Source organism: Pseudoalteromonas sp. NZS11_1 (assembly GCF_015864275.1).
Lineage (GTDB): Bacteria > Pseudomonadota > Gammaproteobacteria > Enterobacterales > Alteromonadaceae > Pseudoalteromonas > Pseudoalteromonas arctica.
Map to the genome: position 1 here is coordinate 24,775 of NZ_JADYXK010000007.1, position 20,170 is coordinate 44,944.

The 20,170-nt window shown below is 38.1% G+C and carries 18 protein-coding genes and 1 pseudogene; 7 read left to right on the forward strand and 12 right to left on the reverse strand.

Features of this window, described 5'->3' with window-relative positions; all coding sequences use genetic code 11:
* The 4 genes and pseudogenes from I6F44_RS19725 to I6F44_RS07425 all read left to right on the forward strand — a co-directional run.
* A pseudogene (locus tag I6F44_RS19725) lies at positions 1-108 on the forward strand (5-oxoproline transporter, DUF979 family subunit); the annotation flags it as partial.
* Positions 101-769, forward strand: a complete 669-nt coding sequence (gene pcp / locus I6F44_RS07415; protein ID WP_121954417.1) for a pyroglutamyl-peptidase I — start codon at positions 101-103, stop codon at positions 767-769. The pseudogene I6F44_RS19725 and the gene pcp, both read left to right, overlap by 8 nt.
* 153 nt (positions 770-922) lie before the next feature.
* Positions 923-2,596 (forward strand): asparagine synthase B, encoded by a 1,674-nt coding sequence (asnB, locus tag I6F44_RS07420; RefSeq protein WP_121954416.1) that lies wholly within the window; start codon positions 923-925, stop codon positions 2,594-2,596.
* The gene (locus I6F44_RS07425) at positions 2,580-3,467 is read left to right on the forward strand and encodes a PhzF family phenazine biosynthesis protein (protein WP_121954415.1); all 888 of its coding nucleotides are present in this window, start codon (positions 2,580-2,582) and stop codon (positions 3,465-3,467) included. The genes asnB and I6F44_RS07425 overlap by 17 nt, the downstream gene beginning before the upstream one ends.
* Before the next feature lie 18 nt (positions 3,468-3,485).
* On the opposite strand, the gene egtD is transcribed toward I6F44_RS07425, so the two are convergent.
* On the reverse strand, positions 3,486-4,460 hold the full coding sequence (gene egtD, locus I6F44_RS07430) for an L-histidine N(alpha)-methyltransferase (RefSeq protein WP_024590158.1): 975 nt from the start codon (positions 4,458-4,460) through the stop codon (positions 3,486-3,488).
* Positions 4,457-5,728 carry an ergothioneine biosynthesis protein EgtB gene (gene egtB / locus I6F44_RS07435; RefSeq protein ID WP_121954414.1) on the reverse strand — a complete coding sequence of 424 codons (1,272 nt, stop codon included), beginning with the start codon at positions 5,726-5,728 and terminating at the stop codon, positions 4,457-4,459. The genes egtD and egtB overlap by 4 nt, the downstream gene beginning before the upstream one ends.
* A gap of 629 nt (positions 5,729-6,357) precedes the next feature.
* Here egtB and I6F44_RS07440 point away from each other — a divergent pair.
* Positions 6,358-7,938, forward strand: coding sequence for a BCCT family transporter (locus I6F44_RS07440; RefSeq protein ID WP_024590156.1), 1,581 nt, complete (start codon positions 6,358-6,360; stop codon positions 7,936-7,938).
* Positions 7,939-8,180: 242 nt separating this feature from the next.
* Here the strand turns inward: I6F44_RS07440 and I6F44_RS07445 are convergent, their stop codons facing one another.
* From I6F44_RS07445 to trhO, 3 genes are all read right to left on the reverse strand, one after another.
* Entirely contained in the window at positions 8,181-8,891 is a 711-nt protein-coding gene (locus I6F44_RS07445; protein ID WP_024590155.1) for a 3'-5' exonuclease, read from the reverse strand.
* 3 nt (positions 8,892-8,894) lie between these two features.
* The gene (locus I6F44_RS07450; RefSeq protein WP_024590154.1) at positions 8,895-10,790 is read right to left on the reverse strand and encodes a DUF294 nucleotidyltransferase-like domain-containing protein; all 1,896 of its coding nucleotides are present in this window, start codon (positions 10,788-10,790) and stop codon (positions 8,895-8,897) included.
* Between the two features lie 148 nt (positions 10,791-10,938).
* Positions 10,939-11,946 (reverse strand): oxygen-dependent tRNA uridine(34) hydroxylase TrhO, encoded by a 1,008-nt coding sequence (gene trhO, locus I6F44_RS07455; RefSeq protein ID WP_024590153.1) that lies wholly within the window; start codon positions 11,944-11,946, stop codon positions 10,939-10,941.
* Between the two features lie 208 nt (positions 11,947-12,154).
* Between trhO and I6F44_RS07460 the strand changes: the two genes are divergently transcribed.
* Both I6F44_RS07460 and I6F44_RS07465 read left to right on the forward strand, forming a co-directional pair.
* Positions 12,155-13,483, forward strand: coding sequence for a DEAD/DEAH box helicase (locus I6F44_RS07460; RefSeq protein ID WP_007583068.1), 1,329 nt, complete (start codon positions 12,155-12,157; stop codon positions 13,481-13,483).
* Between the two features lie 2 nt (positions 13,484-13,485).
* A complete protein-coding gene (locus tag I6F44_RS07465; protein ID WP_024590152.1) occupies positions 13,486-14,319 on the forward strand; it encodes a CvfB family protein in 834 nt (277 codons plus the stop codon).
* Between the two features lie 43 nt (positions 14,320-14,362).
* Here I6F44_RS07465 and I6F44_RS07470 read toward each other — a convergent pair whose 3' ends face one another.
* From I6F44_RS07470 to cmk, 7 genes are all read right to left on the reverse strand, one after another.
* Positions 14,363-14,737 carry a hypothetical protein gene (locus I6F44_RS07470; protein ID WP_007583062.1) on the reverse strand — a complete coding sequence of 125 codons (375 nt, stop codon included), beginning with the start codon at positions 14,735-14,737 and terminating at the stop codon, positions 14,363-14,365.
* Positions 14,738-14,830: 93 nt separating this feature from the next.
* Positions 14,831-15,535 (reverse strand): orotidine-5'-phosphate decarboxylase, encoded by a 705-nt coding sequence (pyrF, locus tag I6F44_RS07475; RefSeq protein ID WP_010552857.1) that lies wholly within the window; start codon positions 15,533-15,535, stop codon positions 14,831-14,833.
* Between the two features lie 351 nt (positions 15,536-15,886).
* Positions 15,887-17,023: a lipopolysaccharide assembly protein LapB gene (lapB, locus tag I6F44_RS07480; RefSeq protein WP_010552858.1), complete on the reverse strand. Its 1,137-nt coding sequence runs from the start codon at positions 17,021-17,023 to the stop codon at positions 15,887-15,889.
* A 2-nt stretch (positions 17,024-17,025) separates the two neighbouring features.
* The gene (locus I6F44_RS07485; RefSeq protein ID WP_007583056.1) at positions 17,026-17,307 is read right to left on the reverse strand and encodes a lipopolysaccharide assembly protein LapA domain-containing protein; all 282 of its coding nucleotides are present in this window, start codon (positions 17,305-17,307) and stop codon (positions 17,026-17,028) included.
* 21 nt (positions 17,308-17,328) lie between these two features.
* Complete coding sequence (gene ihfB / locus I6F44_RS07490; RefSeq protein ID WP_007583054.1) at positions 17,329-17,616, reverse strand: integration host factor subunit beta; 288 nt, start codon at positions 17,614-17,616, stop codon at positions 17,329-17,331.
* A gap of 67 nt (positions 17,617-17,683) precedes the next feature.
* Complete coding sequence (rpsA, locus tag I6F44_RS07495) at positions 17,684-19,351, reverse strand: 30S ribosomal protein S1 (protein WP_002961176.1); 1,668 nt, start codon at positions 19,349-19,351, stop codon at positions 17,684-17,686.
* 95 nt (positions 19,352-19,446) lie between these two features.
* Complete coding sequence (gene cmk / locus I6F44_RS07500) at positions 19,447-20,157, reverse strand: (d)CMP kinase (RefSeq protein WP_007583052.1); 711 nt, start codon at positions 20,155-20,157, stop codon at positions 19,447-19,449.
* Positions 20,158-20,170 lie beyond the last annotated feature (13 nt).

Genomic DNA, 20,170 nt, shown 5'->3' on the forward strand with positions numbered 1-20,170 from the left:
CTAGATTTAAAAAATAGGTACCATGTAATAAAGGTTCAAATTCCGACGGCCGTTTCCTTACTCGCCGTTAATATTATTTTAATGTATAGCTTGGTGTTTAATGACTAAATCAACTTCTACTATGCCGTGTGTATTAATAACTGGCTTTGCTCCTTTTGGTGGCGAAGCTATAAACCCTTCTTGGCAAGCAGTGCAAAAACTTGATGAAACTATCATCATGAAACACAAAATATGCACACTAGAACTTGCCTGTGAATTTAATACGTCTATCAGTCAGCTTATAAACGCCATTGAGTCGCACAATCCGGCGGTTGTTTTATGTATAGGCCAAGCTGGTGGGCGCAGCGAAATATCAATTGAGCGTATTGCAATAAACGTTGACGATGCACGCATTAAAGACAATGCAGGTAAGCAGCCTATCGATACACCAATAGAAAAAAATGGCCCTGATGCCTATTTCACAAACTTACCAATAAAGCGCATGTTACAAGCATTGCACAACAGCAATATACCTGCTGCCATTTCCAATACAGCAGGTACGTATGTGTGTAATCACGTTATGTATGGTCTTATGCATTACATAAATGATCACTGCGCTGTAATGAAAGGTGGCTTTGTGCATATTCCTTATTTACCAAGCCAAGCTGTGCACCACAATGGCGCACCAAGCATGAGCGAAGAAACCGTTATTAATGCCCTGAGAGTTATGATTGCACAAGCTTTAAACAATAATAGCGACGTAATAATAGCAGCAGGAACTACGCATTAACCACTTTGGTGCAATTACATCTAGCTTGGTGCATAAATTATTCTTAATTAATTGTAAAAGCTATGTGACTTGAGTAATTTTTTCTGATAAAACAAGGTTTCGCAGCACAGCAAATTGGCTCTGCTGCACACATAATAGGAATGAGGAGTTACTATGTGTTCAATTTTTGGGGTATTAGATATTAAATCTGATCCCACTCAATTGCGTACCCAAGCAATTGAAATGTCAAAGCTGCTTAGACACCGTGGCCCAGATTGGTCTGGTGTATATGCATCTGAAAAAGCTATTTTAGTGCATGAGCGTTTAGCTATTGTTGGTGTATCAAGCGGTGCACAGCCTTTATACAATCCTGAAAAAACAAATATTTTAGCGGTTAACGGCGAGATTTATAATCATAAAGAACTTGCAGCAGAGCTAGATGTTGATTTTACTTTTCAAACTCAATCAGACTGTGAAGTTATTTTAGCGCTGTATAAACAAAAAGGACCTGACTTTTTAGATGACCTAAATGGCATTTTTGCATTTTGTTTATACGACGAAGAAAATGACGCCTACTTAATTGGCCGTGACCATATTGGTATTATCCCGCTTTACACCGGTCACGACGAGCACGGTAACTTTTACGTTGCTTCTGAGCTAAAAGCACTTTCTCCAATTTGTAAGCATATTGAAGAATTTCCACCAGGGCATTACCTGTACAGCAAAGATGGCAAAATGACGCCTTATTACAAACGTGATTGGGAAACATTTGATGCAGTTAAAGATAACAGCGCAGAAGCGCAAGACGTTAAAGATGCATTAGAAGCGGCCGTTAAACGTCAATTAATGTGTGACGTGCCTTACGGTGTATTACTTTCTGGTGGTTTAGACTCATCGGTTATCTCTGCTATTACCCAGCGCTTTGCTGCAAAACGTATTGAAGATAACGACGAAAGCGATGCATGGTGGCCTAAGCTGCATTCTTTTTCAGTAGGCCTTGAAGGCTCGCCTGATTTAGCGGCTGCACAAAAAGTAGCTGACATGATTGGTACTATTCACCACCCTATCATTTTTACCATTCAAGAAGGTATTGATGCATTACGTGAAGTGATTTACCACATAGAAACCTACGACGTAACAACAATTCGTGCCTCTACACCTATGTACCTAATGGCTCGCCAAATTAAAGCGATGGGCATTAAAATGGTGTTATCTGGCGAAGGTGCTGATGAGCTATTTGGTGGTTACTTATACTTCCATAAAGCCCCTAACGCACAAGAGTTTCATGAAGAGCTAAACCGTAAAGTATCAAAACTGCATATGTTTGACTGTTTACGTGCTAATAAATCAATGGCGGCATGGGGCGTAGAAGCACGTGTACCGTTTCTTGATAAAGAATTTGTTGATGTTGCTATGCGTATCAACCCTGAAGCTAAAATGTGTAAAGATGGAAAAATTGAAAAACACATTTTACGTGAAGGCTTTGAAGGTTACTTACCTGATGAAGTGCTATGGCGTCAAAAAGAGCAATTTTCAGACGGTGTAGGCTACAGCTGGATTGATACCTTAAAAGAGTTTGTAAATGAGCAAGTGAGCGATCAAGAGCTTACAAATGCAAAATTTAAATACCCTATTAATACACCAGATTCAAAAGAAGCTTACTACTACCGTACTATTTTTGAATCGCATTTCCCTGGTGATGCATCAGCTAAATGTGTACCGCATGGTAAATCGGTAGCGTGTTCGACTCCTGAAGCACTTGCATGGGACGCATCGTTCCAAAACAATGCTGATCCATCAGGTCGTGCTGCAGGCGTTCATAACGACGCATATGCAAGCAAAGGTTAATACTCTTTGTTTAGCAAAGCGTAAGCCTAAATGGCTTACGCTTCGCTTTATAGAGTTCACTTCCACCGAATCTGTTTTTTATAGCTCTGCAAATAACTTAAAAGGCTCAAGCGCTTTAATTGTTATTTATAAAAATGGGTTAACATCAAAAACAATGCAATATATTGCATCACAATCAATTCACCCAGCTACCGTATTTTTAAATCAAAATGAGATAACTAAACGCCATTGCAATATTCGCTGGTTTAACCAAACAAGTGAAATTAAACGCTGCGGACATGGCACTTTAGCGGCCGCTAATTTTTTAATAGGTTATTTGGGTTATTGCCCTGAAGTATTTACTTCAATGAGTAATGAGCGCTTTACTATAAGAGTAAAAAAACAACGCGCTCAGCTGTTACTAAAAAGCATAGAGCCTAAAAAAAGCGAGTTAGCTGAAGGTGAGTTACAAAGTGTGTTTTCAGTAGCAATAAAAGCAGCCTACACTACCGCTGATAAAAACGGTTATACGGTTGTGTTATTTAATAAAGAATTTAATAAGGAATTTAGTAAAGAATTCGATAAATCAGTTAAAAAAGACGATTTAAAAAGCGTACACGTTGATTTTAAAGCTTTGTGTGCACTCCACAAAAATGCAATAATTGCCCTTAGTATAAAAAATAAAGACAAGAAAAATGCCATAGCGCATTTTAGATACTTTGCACCCCAGTTTGGTGTTAATGAAGACAGTGCTACAGGCTCTGCGATATCTGTTATTGCCCCCCTTCTATTTAGACTGTACAGTTTAAATAAAGCCAAGCTTATACAACAATCAAATAATGGTGCATTGCTAAACTATGAGTTTAACAATGCTAAAGTTGTCATTTACTAAACATGACTTAAGTAACGTTTAAAGCGGTCTTAATAAGCACAGGGCAAAATAGTTACTATCGTCTTGCCATGTTTGCTCTAACTTTAAATTAGCTTGCGCTGCAAGCTGCTTAAACGACTCAAGCGTGTACTTGTGAGAGTTTTCCGTATGAATGCTTTCACCTTCTATAAAGTCTATTTGCTGATCATTTATAATCACGCTTTGAGTACAATTACTTACTAAATGCATTTCGATACGGCTATGTTGCTCGTTAAAGCGTGACTCGTGGCTGAAATTGTCTAAGTTAAATGTGCCATTTAACTCGTTATTAATACGTTGTAGTAAGTTTTTATTAAACGCGGCGGTTATACCTAACTTATCGTTATATGCATCAAGTAACACTTGGCGCTCTTTTACTAAATCAATGCCAATTAGCACATAGCCATTTAAACCACATAAGCGATGGAAATTATTCATAATTTCAATTGCTTTTACAGGTGCAAAATTACCAAGAGTAGACCCCGGAAAGTACACCAAATTAGTTTGACTGTCTAAAGCGGTGTCTTTGGTTAGCTGTTTGACCATTTGGCTATGTGTAAAGTCTCCTAATAATGGAGAAATTGCCAAATCTGGAAATAATGGTGACAAATGTGCAAGTGAATAACTGAGCATCTCCTCAGATATTTCAAACGGTACAAAGGTTTTAACGTTTGCCATATGCGCTAATAAATAGGCTACCTTTTTACCCGAGCCACAGCCGGGCTCTATAATAGAGAGGTTTTCAGGTAGCATTTGAGCAATCGACTTTGAGTGTTGCTCTAATATAGAAAGCTCAGTACGTGTAACATAATACTCTTGTAAGGTTGTTATTTGCTCAAATAATGCAGCACCTTTATCATCATAAAAATATTTACACGGAAGCGTTTTTTGTTGTTGAGTTAATCCGCTTATCACGTCGTTTAGAAATTCAGTGTCGGTTATGTTGCTTTGCTTAATCGCTGTTACTTGGCTCATACTATATCCTTAGCTAGTCTTATCCCGCTGCACATCCACGCTTGATGCGGGTAATAAAAATTTCGGTATGTTTGTCGTAAATGGTTTTGAGGGGTAAACACACACCCACCACGTAACACCATTTGGTTATTCATAAACTTACCATTGTATTCCCCTGCTACTCCTTCAATAGGCTTAAAACCGGGGTATGGTAAATATGCACTGTTCGTCCATTGCCAACACGAATCAGTTAACTGATTTATTTCAGTATCACTCTTTGCTTGCTGAGGTGTTAGGTAGTGATTATTAATCTCTGTTGAAGGTGTATTTTTGGCTGCATATTCCCATTCGAACTCTGTAGGCAAGCGAGCCTTTACAAAATTAGCATAGGCACTGGCCTCAAAATAACTAACATGACAGATCGGGGTATTTAAATTGAGAGGCTCTAATCCATAGTGTGTAAACTCAAACCACTCGTTATCTATACAATGCCAATATAATGGTTGCGTTAGAGCGTTGTTTTGTATATTTGCCCAACCGTCACTTAACCAATACTGTGGATTTCTGTATCCACCTGCATTTATAAAGTCTAAATATTCACCATTGGTGACCAACCTATTAGCAAAGTTAAATGAATGAATTAATACTTGGTGTTTGGGGCGCTCGTTATCATATGCAAATTCATCGTCGGCATTTGTACCTATATTAATAATGCTTTGCTCAAAATTTATAAAATTGAGAGGCTTAATATCTGCTGATTTGTTTTGGCTGTTTAAAGGCGATGTTTTATATTGCGGAAATAATGGATTTACTGAAAAGTTATATTTGATGTCCATAAGCATTAGTTCTTGATGCTGTTGCTCGTGGTGTAACCCAAGTTCAATAATATCTTTAATTTGTGGACTAACTTCAGTTTTAAGTAATTCAACCACACAGCTATCTACATGCTCTCTATAAGCTAAAACTTCATCCAAACTAGGTCTAGATAAACTACCTCGGTTTGCCCGTTTAAATTGCTCTCCAATCCCATTGTAGTAAGAATTAAAAAGCATTCGGTAGTGAGAGTTAAACACAGTGTACTGTTTACAGTAAACACTAAGTAAAAACGTTTCAAAAAACCACGTGGTGTGCGCTAAATGCCATTTGCCTGGGCTGGCATCTGCCATAGCTTGTAATTGGCAATCTTCTACAGTGAGTGGTTCAATAATAGCCAGGCTTTCGCCTCTAACGCTGCAAAAGCGTTTAACAAGTTCGTTTTGATTGGTATTGTTTAAAGCGCATTCACGCATAATAGTATTAATCCTTTGCCTATCTATTTATAAAATATAGCTTAGTGTTGTGTTAAATCATATTCATATTACAACTTGATTAAAGATGCTTATCAGCTTATAAATTTATACTAGCCCTAAAGGGAAATTTGCTCTTTGCAGCTCGTTTTTTAATTATTCTTACGTGCATGTAAGCATGCAGAATAACGCAGGAGCAGTTATCGAACCGTTAGGTTACAAACCTAGGATCGATTAAACAGCTCCTAAATTGAACAAATTTTAATCCTAAAAGATCAACAAGCCCTAGTATTTAAGCATTAATTAAGTTGCTTAAAAGTGATCTTTTTTTACTTAACTAAGTAAATTAATACTTTTAATAGCAAACTAAATTTTAACGTTCACTGAATTTATAATTTTAGGGCTTTTTAAATAAAAGAATCATTAATTTGGCTATATAAACAGCGTTTTAAATACAAATTCATTTACATTTAATATTTAACTCATACACTACTAGCTGTATGATCACTCTTCAAATTAGTTAGTCTTCAAATAATTACAGTATTACTTTTTACTTAATATTTAAAGGCTAATGTAATTCGATATGACGCCGAATTTATTTTGGCTTGTTAGGACAACTAAAGAGGTATTGCATGAAGGAAAATCATGACAAATATAGTATTGACAATACGGACTACACCGTAGGTCAGGACAACGTACAAAAGTGGGGTTTTGATATACACAACCCTGTTTTTGGAACTAGTGCGGGCCTGATTGTCATCTTTTTAATCGCCATACTTGTTACCGACCCACAAACTGCAAAAACAGCGCTTGATAGTATCAAGACCGATATTATTAATAATTTTGATGCCCTATTTATGTGGGCTGCTAACTTCTTTGTACTCTTTTGTTTAGCACTTATTGTTTCTCCTTACGGGAATATTCGCCTTGGTGGTGATGATGCTAAACCTTCTCACTCTCGAGTTTCATGGCTTGCTATGTTATTTGCTGCAGGTATGGGTATCGGCCTTATGTTTTGGGGCGTTGCTGAACCGGTTGCTTACTTTACTGGTTGGTACGAAACACCACTTAATGTAGCCGCTAATACACCAGAAGCTGCAAAATTAGCAATGGGCGCAACTATGTTCCATTGGGGTCTTCATCCTTGGGCTATTTACGCTGTTGTTGGTTTATCTCTTGCATTTTTTACGTATAACAAAGGTTTACCGCTTTCTATTCGTTCTATTTTTTATCCTATATTAGGTGATAGAGCATGGGGTTGGCCTGGTCATATCATTGATATCTTAGCTGTACTTGCTACGTTATTTGGCCTTGCAACATCTTTAGGTTTAGGTGCTCAACAAGCCTCTGCAGGTATTAACCATGTATTTGGTACAGAAGGTGGCATTGGCTCTCAAATTCTAGTTATTGCGGGTGTAACACTTTTAGCCATTGTTTCTGTGGTTCGCGGTATTGACGGTGGTGTGAAACTGCTAAGTAATGTAAACATGTTAATTGCTTTCTCATTATTATTGTTTGTTTGTTTAGTGGGCTTTGCTGTAGCAATGGGTAATGTACCGACTACCGTGATGGGCTATGTAGAAAACATTATTCCATTGAGTAATCCTCACGGCCGTGAAGACGAAACATGGATGCATGGCTGGACTGTATTTTACTGGGCTTGGTGGATTTCTTGGTCACCGTTCGTAGGTATGTTTATCGCGCGTGTATCACGTGGTCGTACAATTCGTGAGTTCTTAATTGCGGTATTACTCGTCCCTACTGCTGTTACCATTTTATGGATGTCTATATACGGCGGTATTGCTATTGATCAAGTAGTTAATGGTGTTGGTGCACTAGGCACTAATGGTTTAACTGATGTCCCTTTAGCTATGTTCCAGATGTTTGATGCATTACCTCTATCTAATATCTTATCATTTATTGCGATTATATTAGTGTTAGTATTTTTTATTACGTCATCTGACTCAGGCTCATTAGTCATTGATTCAATTACAGCTGGCGGTAAAATTGACGCACCGGTGCCACAACGTATATTTTGGGCAACGGTAGAGGGCGCAATTGCAGCGGCCTTACTTTGGATTGGTGGTACACAAGCAATCGAAGCACTACAAGCAGGTGCTGTTTCTACAGGCTTGCCATTTACTATTGTATTGTTGTTTATGTGTTTAAGCTTAGTTTTAGGTTTACGAACTGAGCCTCGCCCAGTTAAATAATACTTTTAGTAAGCAATACTTTTAATTAGTAACGAAAGCGCCGCAATTTTTGCGGCGCATTTTTATTTAACTATTTAAGGTTATACCCATTCGCTTAATAAAGTGATCTATTTTGTGGCAGGAAAAACTTCTCGATAGTAAGGCAAAATTTCTTTATTTAGTTGCTCTAAATGAGAAATTTTTAACGCAGCTAGCGTCAGGTTTAACCCTCAATATGATTAAAGTATTATTGCGTATTAGTATTATACCCACAACTCTGAGATTGGAGTATCTACACGGTAATGATGACTCAGTTGCGCTTGTAAAAGCTCAGCTGTGGCAAGTGCATCCGTTAACGCATTATGATTTTGGTACGCAGGTAGGGAATAACGCGCACGGCAATCTGTTAATCTGAGCGAGCCTAGTTTTGTATTAAATAATCGGCCTAATAAACCTTGCCTCTCTTTTAGTGCTCTTTTTTCTAGCTCCATTGTGTCAACAAGAGCAAACTCAATACCTTCTTTAAGCCTTAGTAATAACGCATTATTTAAAAAATGGCGTTCTATTGCGGCGTAATGTACCACGACAACTTTACCACTTAGCGCTTCAAGTAAAGGCTCAATAATTCGATTAAAGTCTGGGGCGTCATCGACCTCAGAGTGCGTTATTCTATGGATTAAAATAGACTCTTCATGCAGGTTACGTCTTGGTTGAACAACCCAATGCCGGCTGTGTTTACAATAAATACGCTTTAAATTAAACGGCACTAAGCCAACACTCACAATATCGTCGTTTTGGCTATTTAAACCTGTTGTTTCAAAGTCCATTGCTACGAAAGGCACATCTTCTACAGCGGCTTTATCTTGATTATAAGCACCTGCATAAAAGTGTTTTAGAAGTTTATTTTCGGTGCTGTTGGCAAGCTCGTTATATCTAGCTTGCCAATCAACTGCTTTGTAATTACGCGGGTTCATAGGCTACTTCACACCTGAGTTTGCTGTGTAGCTAAATTTCAAATAGCTTTGTGCTTTTTCTAAAATAGCGAATGCCTCTTTCAAGTTTCGCTGTTCAAAAGGAGACAGTAAATGTGGGTCTAAGTCGTTATCAGGCTCTTCGCCCTTCTCTATTTGCCACGCTTGATGGCGAATTCGCATCATGGCAATATACTCAAGTGAATCACGTAAATCTTGCGCTTTACCCTGCGGTAATAGCTTAGCTTCAATAATGTCTTCTAATCGCTCAAACGAGTTTTGTTTACGCGAACCAATAGCTAATGCGTGTACACGTATAACATCAGAAAGTGGTGCAGTACCTCTTCGTTTTAAGTTCATTGAACGCTTATGTTGGCCGTTATGCTCCATAACAAAGCCTTTAAAAAAGCCAAGAGGTGGTGTCCTATTTCGAGCATTTGCCGCCATATTTGCTAGAAATATACGATTCACTTTACTTTGTTTCGCTATAAATATTTTAAGCTCGTCGGCCCACTTGGTTTTGCCCCATACACCATCTAAATCAAAAAATATAGAGCTATTAAGCAGTGCTTGTGGTTTTGGCTGGGCTATCCAATCAGCAAATTGATCAAACCACTCTGAGCGAGTTTTACGCCATTTTTTAAACGACGCCATTATTTCTCCATCACAGTAGGTGTAACCACACTGCGCTAAGCCATCACACACAAAATCGGCAATACTTTGAAAATACGCGTTATGTTTTTCGTCATCGTAACTGTCATCTAAAATTAGTGCGTTATCTTGATCAGTTACAATAAGTTGCTCGTCGCGAGCCATTGAGCCCAGTGCAATAAAACAATAAGGAACGGGAGGTGGACCAAAATTTTCTTCAGCTAATACAAGTAATCTTTGTTTAAATGTACGTCCTATAACGGCCATGGCAGTACCAATCATGTGTGAATTTGCATCTTCATTAACCATACGGACAAATACATTGGGCAATTGGCGTGCATAATGCGCTAAATCCTCAATTGTTTGTTGAGCAAGTATGCCGCGTACAAGTAATAAGCTGCTTTGCGATTCGTAACGTAAAATATCAGAGAGGGAGATAACTCCTATAGGACGTCTTTTTTGTACTACGGGCAAATGATGGAGATTATCTCTGAGCATGGCAAGTACTGCTTCAAAAATATAGTCATTAGCGTCTAAAAGCACTAAGTTAGTAGACATAATATCTTTTGCTTGTGTATTAAAGCTAAGCCCTTTAGCCACTACTTTTGATCGTAAATCCCTATCGGTTATAATGCCAACGACTTGTCCATCATCTTCCTCAGGATCGTCGTTTATTGGTTTATTTACATCGGTTACCAAAACTGACGATACCGCCTCTTCGGTCATTAATTTAGCGATATCTTGTATTGTAGAGGTTGCATCTACGGTGACTACATCTCTGTGAATTAATGATTTTACTTTAGCGGTTGTAAGGTCATTGCCATCGGCTTGTTCAACAATAGCTTGATGTAAACGCACGTTACCATCTGTTTCAAAGTAATCAGCAAACGCATCAAACTCATCACAGTAACGATTAAATAGCTCAACATTTATACAATAAACTAACGTATCTTCAAGAGCAGTTGCAGGAAAACGCACCTTACGGTTCATCAATAAACCCATTTGACCAAATATTCCTGCGATGGCCAAACGATTGTATAGCTCACCATTTCGGCGATACATTTCTACAGAACCACTTCTAATCACATACAAATCAGATATGTCTTGTCCAAAACTTAAAATGTCTGTTTTTGCTCTAAAATAAGCAACTTCTACTTGTTGAGCTAGCTCATTAAGCGCTTTTTGAGGTAAGTCATCAAAAGGAGGATGTTGTGCTAAAAATTGTGCGATTTCAACTTGTTCGGCTTGCATAAATCCCTTCCTGTATGCGCATTAAAATGACTAAATATGTTTTGCAGATTAACACTATCATCGGAGTGTGAAAACAATTACTGCACAATTTTGGGCACAAAAAAAGAGTCTAAATAGACCCTTTAAATGTAATACTTATTGTAAAAATTTATTTACCGCGCTGAGCGTCTTTTTGGGCTTTTTTGGCTTCTTTACGTTGCTGTAAAACAGCCTGTGCCTCATTACCAATATGGCCTTCACCACGGGCTTGCGCTAATTCTATTTGCTTTTGGCGCTCCGCAAAACGTGTCCGTTGCTCGTCTGTCACTTCTTCAATACAATGATGACAAGATACACCTTCCATGTATTCAGGCTTTAACTTTTCGTCTTCTGTAATTGGCATACGGCACGCGTGGCATTGATCATAAGAGCCTTTTTGTAAGTCGTGATCAACCGCAACGCGATTATCAAATACAAAACATTCGCCTTCCCACATGGTTTCTTCTTTTGGCACTTCTTCTAGATATTTTAAAATGCCGCCTTCAAGATGATAAACTTCGTCAAAACCTTGCTCTTTCATGTAGGCCGTCGATTTTTCGCAGCGGATACCACCTGTACAAAACATCGCTACTTTTTTATGTTTTTCAGGGTCTAAGTTTTCTTTAGCCCACTGTGGAAATTCGCGAAAGGTTTTAGTATTTGGATCGACTGCATTTTGAAATGTACCAATTTCAATTTCGTAATCATTACGTGTATCAATTAAAATTACTTCTGGATCAGATATAAGTGCGTTCCACTCATTTGGCTTTACATAGCTACCCACAACTTTAAGCGGATCTACGCCTTCAACGCCCATCGTTACAATTTCTTTTTTTAGTTTTACTTTAGTGCGGTAAAACGGGCATTCATCATCGTAAGATTCTTTTGTTACGATGTTTTTTAAATTTGGTTGCTCATCAAGCCAGGCTAATAAGTTGTCTATCCCTTCACGTTTTGCAGAAACAGTGCCGTTTATACCTTCGGCAGCGAGTAGTAAAGTACCGCGTACTTCATTTGCTTCCATCACTTCAAGCAAAGGCTTACGGATAGCTTCAAATCCAGGTAAACCAACAAATTTATACAGCGCACATACTACAAAGTGATCGCCCGTTACATTATCTTTATGAACAACAGTCATTATATTTCCTATTTTGCCTTGTTAGCCAGTATTGGCGTTTACCGAATCGTAAATCCGGCGCATATGGGGCGCGTATTTTACGCTTTTTTAGTTTAATTGCAAAAAATAGCGCTATAGATTGGTTTTTACTGTTAGCGACCTATCTGTGTAAGCTATAATGCGCTGATAAATTTATAGACTTAATTTGCTCATTTTGGAGAAACACACATTGCAGTTTACTGATCTTGGGATTGATACACGCCTTGAAACACAACTAGCACATCAAGGGATCACCCAGCCCACCGATATTCAAGCGCATGCAGTGCCTACCGCACTTGCAGGGCATGACATTTTCGCTCAGTCTAAAACTGGGTCGGGCAAAACCTTGGCGTTTTTATTACCTGCTGTACAAAGGGTTATGAAACAAAAAGCACTCAGTAAACGCGATCCTCGTGTACTTATTGTTGCTCCTACTCGTGAGCTTGCTACGCAAGTATTTACCCAGCTGCGTTTATTAATTGCAGGCACAGCCATTAAGGCCGTAAAAATACTTGGTGGCGAAAACTTTAATGACCAAATAAAAGCACTTAGAAACGACCCACAATTCGTAGTTGCTACACCTGGGCGTTTAGCTGATCACATTACAAAACGCTCATTACAATTGAGTGGACTAGAACTGCTTATTTTTGATGAAGCCGATCGTATTTTAGATTTAGGCTTTACCGAGCAGTTAAAAATGATTAACGAGCAAGCTAATCACCGCTTACGTCAAACGTTATTGTTTTCTGCAACACTTGACCATGCACAAGTAGATGCTCTATCACGTAACCTATTAAAAAAACCAAAGCAAATTACGCTAAGTGCAGCGAACGAGCAACATAGCGATATTAAACAAACTTTATATCTAGCCGATCACCTTGACCATAAAGAAGCGCTATTAGAGCACTTTTTGAATCAAGATGATGTTGGTCAATGCATTATCTTCACAGCAACACGTTCTGACACGAGTCGCTTGAGTGAAGCGCTTAATGCTAAAGGCTTCAAGTCTGTAGCGCTTGCTGGTGATTTAACACAAAATAAACGTTTAGATATAATGGATTCGTTTAGTCGCGAAAACTTTAAAATATTAATCACAACCGATGTTGCATCTCGTGGTTTAGATTTACTAAGTGTAACGCATGTTATTAACTTTGATTTGCCAAAACACGCTGAAGAATATGTACACCGCATAGGTCGTACAGGACGAGCAGGCTTTAAAGGTAACGCAATTTCATTAGTTGGCCCAAAAGATTGGGCAAGTTATTTAGCTATTAAAGCATTTTTAAATGATGAGTTAAAATTTGCGAGCGTAGAGGGCTTAAAAGCTAAGTTTAAAGGTTTAAAAGAGAAAAAGCCTGAGGCAACGTGGGATAAATCTAAAGAAAAATCCGCCGCTGTTAAAAAGCCTGTATTTAAACGCAAAGCCAAACCTAAAAAGCCAACAGCACCAATTAAAGCACCAATGAACATTGATGGCGATACACCAATGCGCCGTAAAAAAAAGACTGAGCAGGAATAATTATGAGTTACCTAGGAACCACACAAACATTATTTGTAAAAGAAGTGAGTAACGAAGGTGCTTACTTAGACGGTCATGATTTAGGTGAAGTGTTTTTACCAAAACAAGAAATTAAACATGAGCTTGAAGCGGGCGATAGCATTAGTGTATTTATCTTTTTAGACAACGCTAACTTAGCAACTGCCACAACTAAAAAGCCACACGCACAAGTAGGTGAATATGCCCTGCTTCGCGTTAAAGAAATTAATAGTATTGGCGCATTTTTAGATTGGGGTCTTGAAAAAGATGTACTAACCCCGTTTAACGAACAAAAACCACGCATGCAAGAAGGTCACTCATATTTAGTTCGTTTGTACCTTGATAATGCAAGCCAACGTATTTGTGCATCAAATAACTTTAATCGCTTCCTATCTAAAGATGAGCCACAATATACTCACTTACAAGAAGTGGATTTAATTGTTGCTGGCAAAACAGATATTGGCTACAAGGTATTAATTGAAGAATCGCATTTCGGTGTTGTTTTTTACAATATGGTATTTAAAAGCTTATTTGTGGGTCAAAAGCTTAAAGGCTTCATTCAGAAAGTACGTGAAGACGGAAAAATTGATGTTGTATTAGAAAAACCAGGTATGGGAAAAGTAAGTGACCTTGGTGAAACTATTATGCAAAAACTAAAAAATGAAGGTGGTGTTATCCCATTAGGTGATAAATCTGAACCTGAAGCTATAAAAAAGATGTTTTCTACTAGTAAAGCTAACTATAAAAAAGCAATTGGTGGATTATTCAAACAAGAGTTGATAGATATTGAAGCGAAATCCATTCGCTTAAGATCTTAATTATAAATAATAGGCTGTAATTACTAATATTATCTGTTTGTAATTAACCTAAAATATACTTATAAGGCAATGTACATTGCGTATATTGCCTTGAATAATCAAGCACTTCACCTTTTGACTCTAGGTTAAGCGGTGCCAAACGAAAAACCTTCTTTTCGCATTCTATTTTTTTATCATCAAGCTTAGATATGCAATCAGTTACTGTTATATGCTGAGATGTAAGTGTATCCTCATTTTTGTAACATAGGTGGTGTGCATAATCTTGCATTGTTTGTTTAAAATCGAACATATTGACAGGGTAATTCGTGATTATATCTGTTACTGATGTAACATCATCATATGCTTTATTAGAAAAAAGATTTTTATTTACTGAAAAACCCGCAACAATAATAATTATAAAACCTAATAATAACTTCAAAACAAACCCCTACTACATTTCAATCCTAATAATGTAACATAAAATACACATGAGGTAAGGGCTTTTAGCACTATATTGCTGCTTTTTGTTAAATTATGCTATAGATCTATTAACATCACTAAGCACTTTTACGGGATCATCCGCCTGAGTAATAGGTCGGCCTATAACTAAATAATCACTTCCTGCATCTATTGCTTGCTTAGGAGTCATAATACGCTTTTGATCGCCAGCATCACTGCCTTCAGGACGTATACCTGGTGTTACAAGTTTAAAGTTCTCACCTAACTCTGCTTTTAAAGCTTTTGCTTCTTGTGCAGAACACACAACGCCATCAAGCCCTGCTTCCTTTGCAAGCTTAGCTAAATATATAACTTGCTCTTGAGCAGATTTATCAACGCCTAAACGCTTTAGTTCTGTTTCATCCATGCTTGTTAATACAGTAACCGCGATAAGTAATGGCGCTTTATCGCCAAATTGTTCTAGAGCCGATTTAGCTTTGCTCATCATTTCAAAACCACCAGAAGCATGAACGTTTACCATCCACACACCCATTTTCGCAGCTGCAGTAACAGCTTTAGCTACTGTATTAGGGATGTCATGAAATTTTAAATCTAGAAAAACATCAAAACCTAAATCAATTAACTCTTTAACAAATGCAGGTCCAAAATAAGTAAACATCTCTTTGCCTACTTTAAGGCGACATGTATCAGGAGAAAGTTGTTTAACAAAGTTTAAAGCAACCTCTTGATCATCGTAATCTAATGCTATAAGAATTTTTTTTGAGTGTTCGAAAGACATGACTATCCTAATGTATGGCTATAATACCAATCCGCAATAATACTTAATCAATTTGAGGACCAAATCTGACGCTAACTGCGTTAAAAATTTCTTATATAGAACAATAATATTACGAAATTTTTTGCCTTGTTATCGACACGATTTTCTTACCTCAAAACAGACCACTTAATTAAGCGAATTGATATAAAGTAATTGTATAAGTAGATTTAATGCAATAGTGCTAGCTGGTAATTTGAGAGAAGGTGTAGAGAAATTTATATAGACACAACATCAAAAAATTCCAACCCAGTAAACTCTCAGTTTAATTTGCTAAAATTATCATAGTTAAATCCGATATTATTTAAGGGGTTATTAAAATCCGTCTAAGCCTCGACTTGGAACAATGGTTTCCCAATGCTTACAAGAAGGGCAATTCCAATATATTGTGTAGCTTGTAAAACCGCAATGCTGACATTGGAAATCAGGTTTTGTAGCAATATAAGAGGTTACAAGCTTATCAATTTCATTAAGTACTTCTTTAGTATTTTTATTTTGGTCACCCATTAATTGCAGTAAAAAACTGAAACCACGAATAGTAGGTTGACGTTTTAAGCTATCAGTTAGAAATTCAAAGGCTTGTTTAGTGTGTCCTTGCTCAAGCAATGCTTGGCAATGTTTTATTTTAATTAATACACCGCCCTTTTCTAACAAGTCACTGACTAATTCATGAAATTGATGCGTTAAATTTAATTGTTTATAGCTGTGAGCTAGCTCATCAATAAACAACGGCGCAAACAAAGTGAATTGTGATACAAGCTCACGCCAGTAATAAATAGCTTTAACGTAATCTTCTTTCGCGTAAGCAACTAATCCTAACTCGTAAAGCGGACGTACGGCTTTATAATTTAAGCTAATCGCTTTTCTCATTAGTTGGGGTGTGTTATCACTTAAAGCTGATTCACAATAAAAATTAGCAATCGCTTTAAATTGTTGTTCTTTTGAAAATAGTTCGCTGTGGGCTTCAAACATGTTGATGCCTTTTTCCCATTCACGGGTTTGCGAATATAAAGTAATAATAGGGTCTAGCGCTTCTACATGGCCAGCCTTAACTAACCAAACTAAGTGCTCTTCTGCACTATCTAGTAGACCAGCCATTATATAATCTTCGGCAAGTTCTAAACGGCTAGTTGCAGCTTGTTGTTCATTTAAGCCTGGGTGTTTTAATAGAAGTTCATGAATTTTAATTGCGCGGTCTAATTCACCTCTACGGCGAAACATGGTGGCAAGTGTAGAATAGTGTTCAACAGAGTCAGCTGAAACTTCAAGCAAATTAATCAAGTGCTCTAAGCCTTGGTCTTCTTCTCTGTCGAGTAGAAACTTTAAGCCTTTGCTGTATTCAGAAGTGATCTGACGATTTAGTTGATGAGCTTGGTTTTTAGCACTGTTTTTACCCATAATCCAGCCGTAACCGGCGGCAACAGGTAATAGTAAAAACAAAAGCTCAATCATAGTTAGGTGTCTTTATTCGCGGCAAGCTTTTTTTTATCTTTTTCAGGCGCTAATTGCTTTTTTAAGCGGTAGTTTTGCCACTTTAATTGTGAAAACAATTTAAAGCTAATAAAACAACCCACTAAAACACCTAATAAAAAGCAAATACTTATTATTACAGCTAAAGGTAGTGTATTACTGGCTATAATATAATTTATTTGTACTAACTGTGGGTTTTGTGACCCTAATACAAATGCACTGATGAGGCATAGCGCAACCAGAATAATTTTTAATACCTTGAACAAGTAACTACTCCACTAAGTTAACTAGGCAATGCTTTCATTTACGCGGTCGCGCAATTCTTTGCCTGGTTTAAAATGAGGTACATGCTTTCCTTCAAGCTCAACTGTATCGCCAGTCTTAGGATTACGACCTGTGCGAGGAGCGCGGAAATGCAAAGAGAAACTACCAAAACCTCTGATCTCAATACGATCTGAAGTAGATAATGAGCCGGCCATTTGTTCAAGAATTTCTTTTACAGCATTCTCAACATCTTTCACTGGAACGTGTGCGTGTTGTTCCGCAAGTGTTTCTATCAGTTCTGACTTAGTCATAGCGTTTCCTTAAAAAGAGATATAGGAAGGGCAAAAAATGCCCTTCCAACTAAAAACTAATTATATATTAGTCTTTTTGTGCATTTGCGAAAGCAGCTGCCATTGCGTTTTCAAACACTGGCTCTTCTTTCTTAAGCTTCTCTAGTACTTCTTTCTCTTCTGCTTCGAAAAGAGCTTTTACAGATAAGCTTAAAGTGCGGTTCTTACGATCAACACCAACGTATTTAACTTCAATCTCGTCGCCTACAGAAACAACAGTAGTTGCATCTTCAACGCGTTCTTGAGCGATATCAGCTACACGGATGTAACCTTCAACGCCTTCGATAAGTTCAACAGTTGCGCCTTTCGCATCAACTTCAGTCACTTTACCTTTAACAATAGCACCTTTTTTGTTTGCATCAAGGTAGTTATTGAATGGGTCAGCTTCGATTTGCTTAACACCTAGAGAGATACGTTCACGCTCTGGGTCAACTTGCAATACGATAGCAGTGATTTCGTCGCCTTTCTTGAATTCACGTACAGCTTCTTCGCCAGGTGTATTCCAAGAAATGTCTGAAAGGTGTACAAGACCGTCAATACCACCGTCAAGACCGATAAAGATACCGAAGTCAGTGATTGATTTGATCTTACCAGTAACTTGATCGCCTTTGTTTTGTAGACGAGCAAATTCCTGCCAAGGATTAGCAATACATTGCTTAAGACCAAGAGAAATACGACGACGTTCTTCGTCAATTTCTAAAACCATAACTTCAACAGTGTCGCCTAAGCTAACAACTTTTGAAGGATGGATGTTTTTGTTAGTCCAATCCATTTCAGAAACGTGTACTAAACCTTCAACGCCTTCTTCGATTTCCACGAAACAGCCGTAATCTGTAAGGTTAGTAACACGACCAGAAAGTTTAGAACCTTCTGGGTAACGACCAGCGATAGCTGCCCATGGATCTTCACCAAGCTGTTTAAGGCCTAGAGATACACGAGTTTTATCTTTGTCGAATTTTAGAACTTTAACTGCGATTTCGTCGCCAACATTAACGATTTCTGAAGGGTGCTTAACACGCTTCCAAGCCATATCAGTAATGTGTAGTAGACCATCAACACCACCAAGGTCAACGAATGCACCGTAGTCAGTAAGGTTCTTAACGATACCTTTAACTTCTTGGCCTTCAACAAGGTTAGCAAGAAGCTCTTCACGTTCTTGTGAGTTTTCAGATTCGATAACTGCACGACGTGAAACAACAACGTTGTTACGTTTTTGGTCAAGCTTGATTACTTTAAATTCAAGCTCTTTGCCTTCAAGGTGAGTTGTGTCACGTACTGGACGAACATCAACAAGTGAACCAGGTAGGAAAGCACGGATTGAATCAACTTCAACTGTGAAACCGCCTTTAACTTTACCGTTGATAACACCAGTAACAGTCTCTTGCTCTTCACATGCTTTCTCAAGACGGATCCATGCTTCGTGACGCTTAGCTTTCTCACGAGAAAGAATAGTTTCACCGAAACCGTCTTCAATTGCATCTAGTGCAACATCTACTTCGTCGCCTACAGCAACTTCAAGTTCACCAGCAGCATTTTTGAACTGCTCTGCAGGGATAGCACTTTCTGATTTAAGACCAGCATCTACAAGTACAATGTTATTCTCGATAGAGATTACTGTACCTTTAACGATAGAGCCTTGCTCTGCTTCAAAACCCTTTAAGCTTTCTTCAAATAACTGCGCAAAATTTTCTGACATACGAATATACGTCTCATATATTAATACCAATAAGCAACCATGCTGCATGGGGTTGTTAAAATAGCACTGGCATCCTGCTGGCGCATAAAATGTGTTTAGCTTCGTTTAGGAAGCTTACCTTCAGAGATTGCAATATCCAATAAAGTTATTACCTTATCAAACACTTGCTGTGCATTGAGCTCGCTAGTATCAAGCTCAATAGCATCATCTGCAGGTACAAGCGGAGCAACGGCACGATTCATATCGCGCTCGTCACGAGCTTGAATGTCCTGTAATAGACCACTTAGTGTAACATCAAGACCGCGCGTATTCAACTCAACAAAGCGTCTACGAGCACGCTCTTCTGCACTTGCTGTTAAATATATTTTTAACGGCGCATCTTGAAAAACCACAGTGCCCATATCACGGCCATCGGCAATTAAGCCGTTTTCAGTGCGAAATGCACGCTGGCGACGTAATAACGCTTCACGAACGCGAGGTAATGCTGCAACTTTTGATGCTGCAGCGCCTACTTCTTCATTACGAATAGTAGTAGTTACATCTTCGCCTTCTAAAATAACTTTTCCTGCATTAGTTTGGCTATCTACCAAAAACTGCACATCTAAATTTGCAGCAAGAGGGACAAGCCCTTCTTCATTGTCTAATGCAATTTGGTGATGAAGTGCAGCTAAAGATAAAACGCGATAAATCGCACCGCTATCTAATACATCCCACCCTAACTTGTCGGCTAACAAGCGACAAACAGTTCCTTTACCTGAACCACTTGGGCCATCAACGGTGATCACGGGCATTAATAACGCCTGCATTTAAAACCTCCTG

Coding starts and splice junctions, on each gene's coding strand:
- pcp (WP_121954417.1), top strand. CDS start 101: ATGACTAAATCAACTTCTACTATGCCGTGTGTATTAATAACTGGCTTT.
- asnB (WP_121954416.1), top strand. CDS start 923: ATGTGTTCAATTTTTGGGGTATTAGATATTAAATCTGATCCCACTCAA.
- I6F44_RS07425 (WP_121954415.1), top strand. CDS start 2,580: ATGCAAGCAAAGGTTAATACTCTTTGTTTAGCAAAGCGTAAGCCTAAA.
- egtD (WP_024590158.1), bottom strand. CDS start 4,460: ATGAGCCAAGTAACAGCGATTAAGCAAAGCAACATAACCGACACTGAA.
- egtB (WP_121954414.1), bottom strand. CDS start 5,728: ATGCGTGAATGCGCTTTAAACAATACCAATCAAAACGAACTTGTTAAA.
- I6F44_RS07440 (WP_024590156.1), top strand. CDS start 6,358: ATGAAGGAAAATCATGACAAATATAGTATTGACAATACGGACTACACC.
- I6F44_RS07445 (WP_024590155.1), bottom strand. CDS start 8,891: ATGAACCCGCGTAATTACAAAGCAGTTGATTGGCAAGCTAGATATAAC.
- I6F44_RS07450 (WP_024590154.1), bottom strand. CDS start 10,790: ATGCAAGCCGAACAAGTTGAAATCGCACAATTTTTAGCACAACATCCT.
- trhO (WP_024590153.1), bottom strand. CDS start 11,946: ATGACTGTTGTTCATAAAGATAATGTAACGGGCGATCACTTTGTAGTA.
- I6F44_RS07465 (WP_024590152.1), top strand. CDS start 13,486: ATGAGTTACCTAGGAACCACACAAACATTATTTGTAAAAGAAGTGAGT.
- pyrF (WP_010552857.1), bottom strand. CDS start 15,535: ATGTCTTTCGAACACTCAAAAAAAATTCTTATAGCATTAGATTACGAT.
- lapB (WP_010552858.1), bottom strand. CDS start 17,023: ATGATTGAGCTTTTGTTTTTACTATTACCTGTTGCCGCCGGTTACGGC.
- ihfB (WP_007583054.1), bottom strand. CDS start 17,616: ATGACTAAGTCAGAACTGATAGAAACACTTGCGGAACAACACGCACAC.
- rpsA (WP_002961176.1), bottom strand. CDS start 19,351: ATGTCAGAAAATTTTGCGCAGTTATTTGAAGAAAGCTTAAAGGGTTTT.
- cmk (WP_007583052.1), bottom strand. CDS start 20,157: ATGCAGGCGTTATTAATGCCCGTGATCACCGTTGATGGCCCAAGTGGT.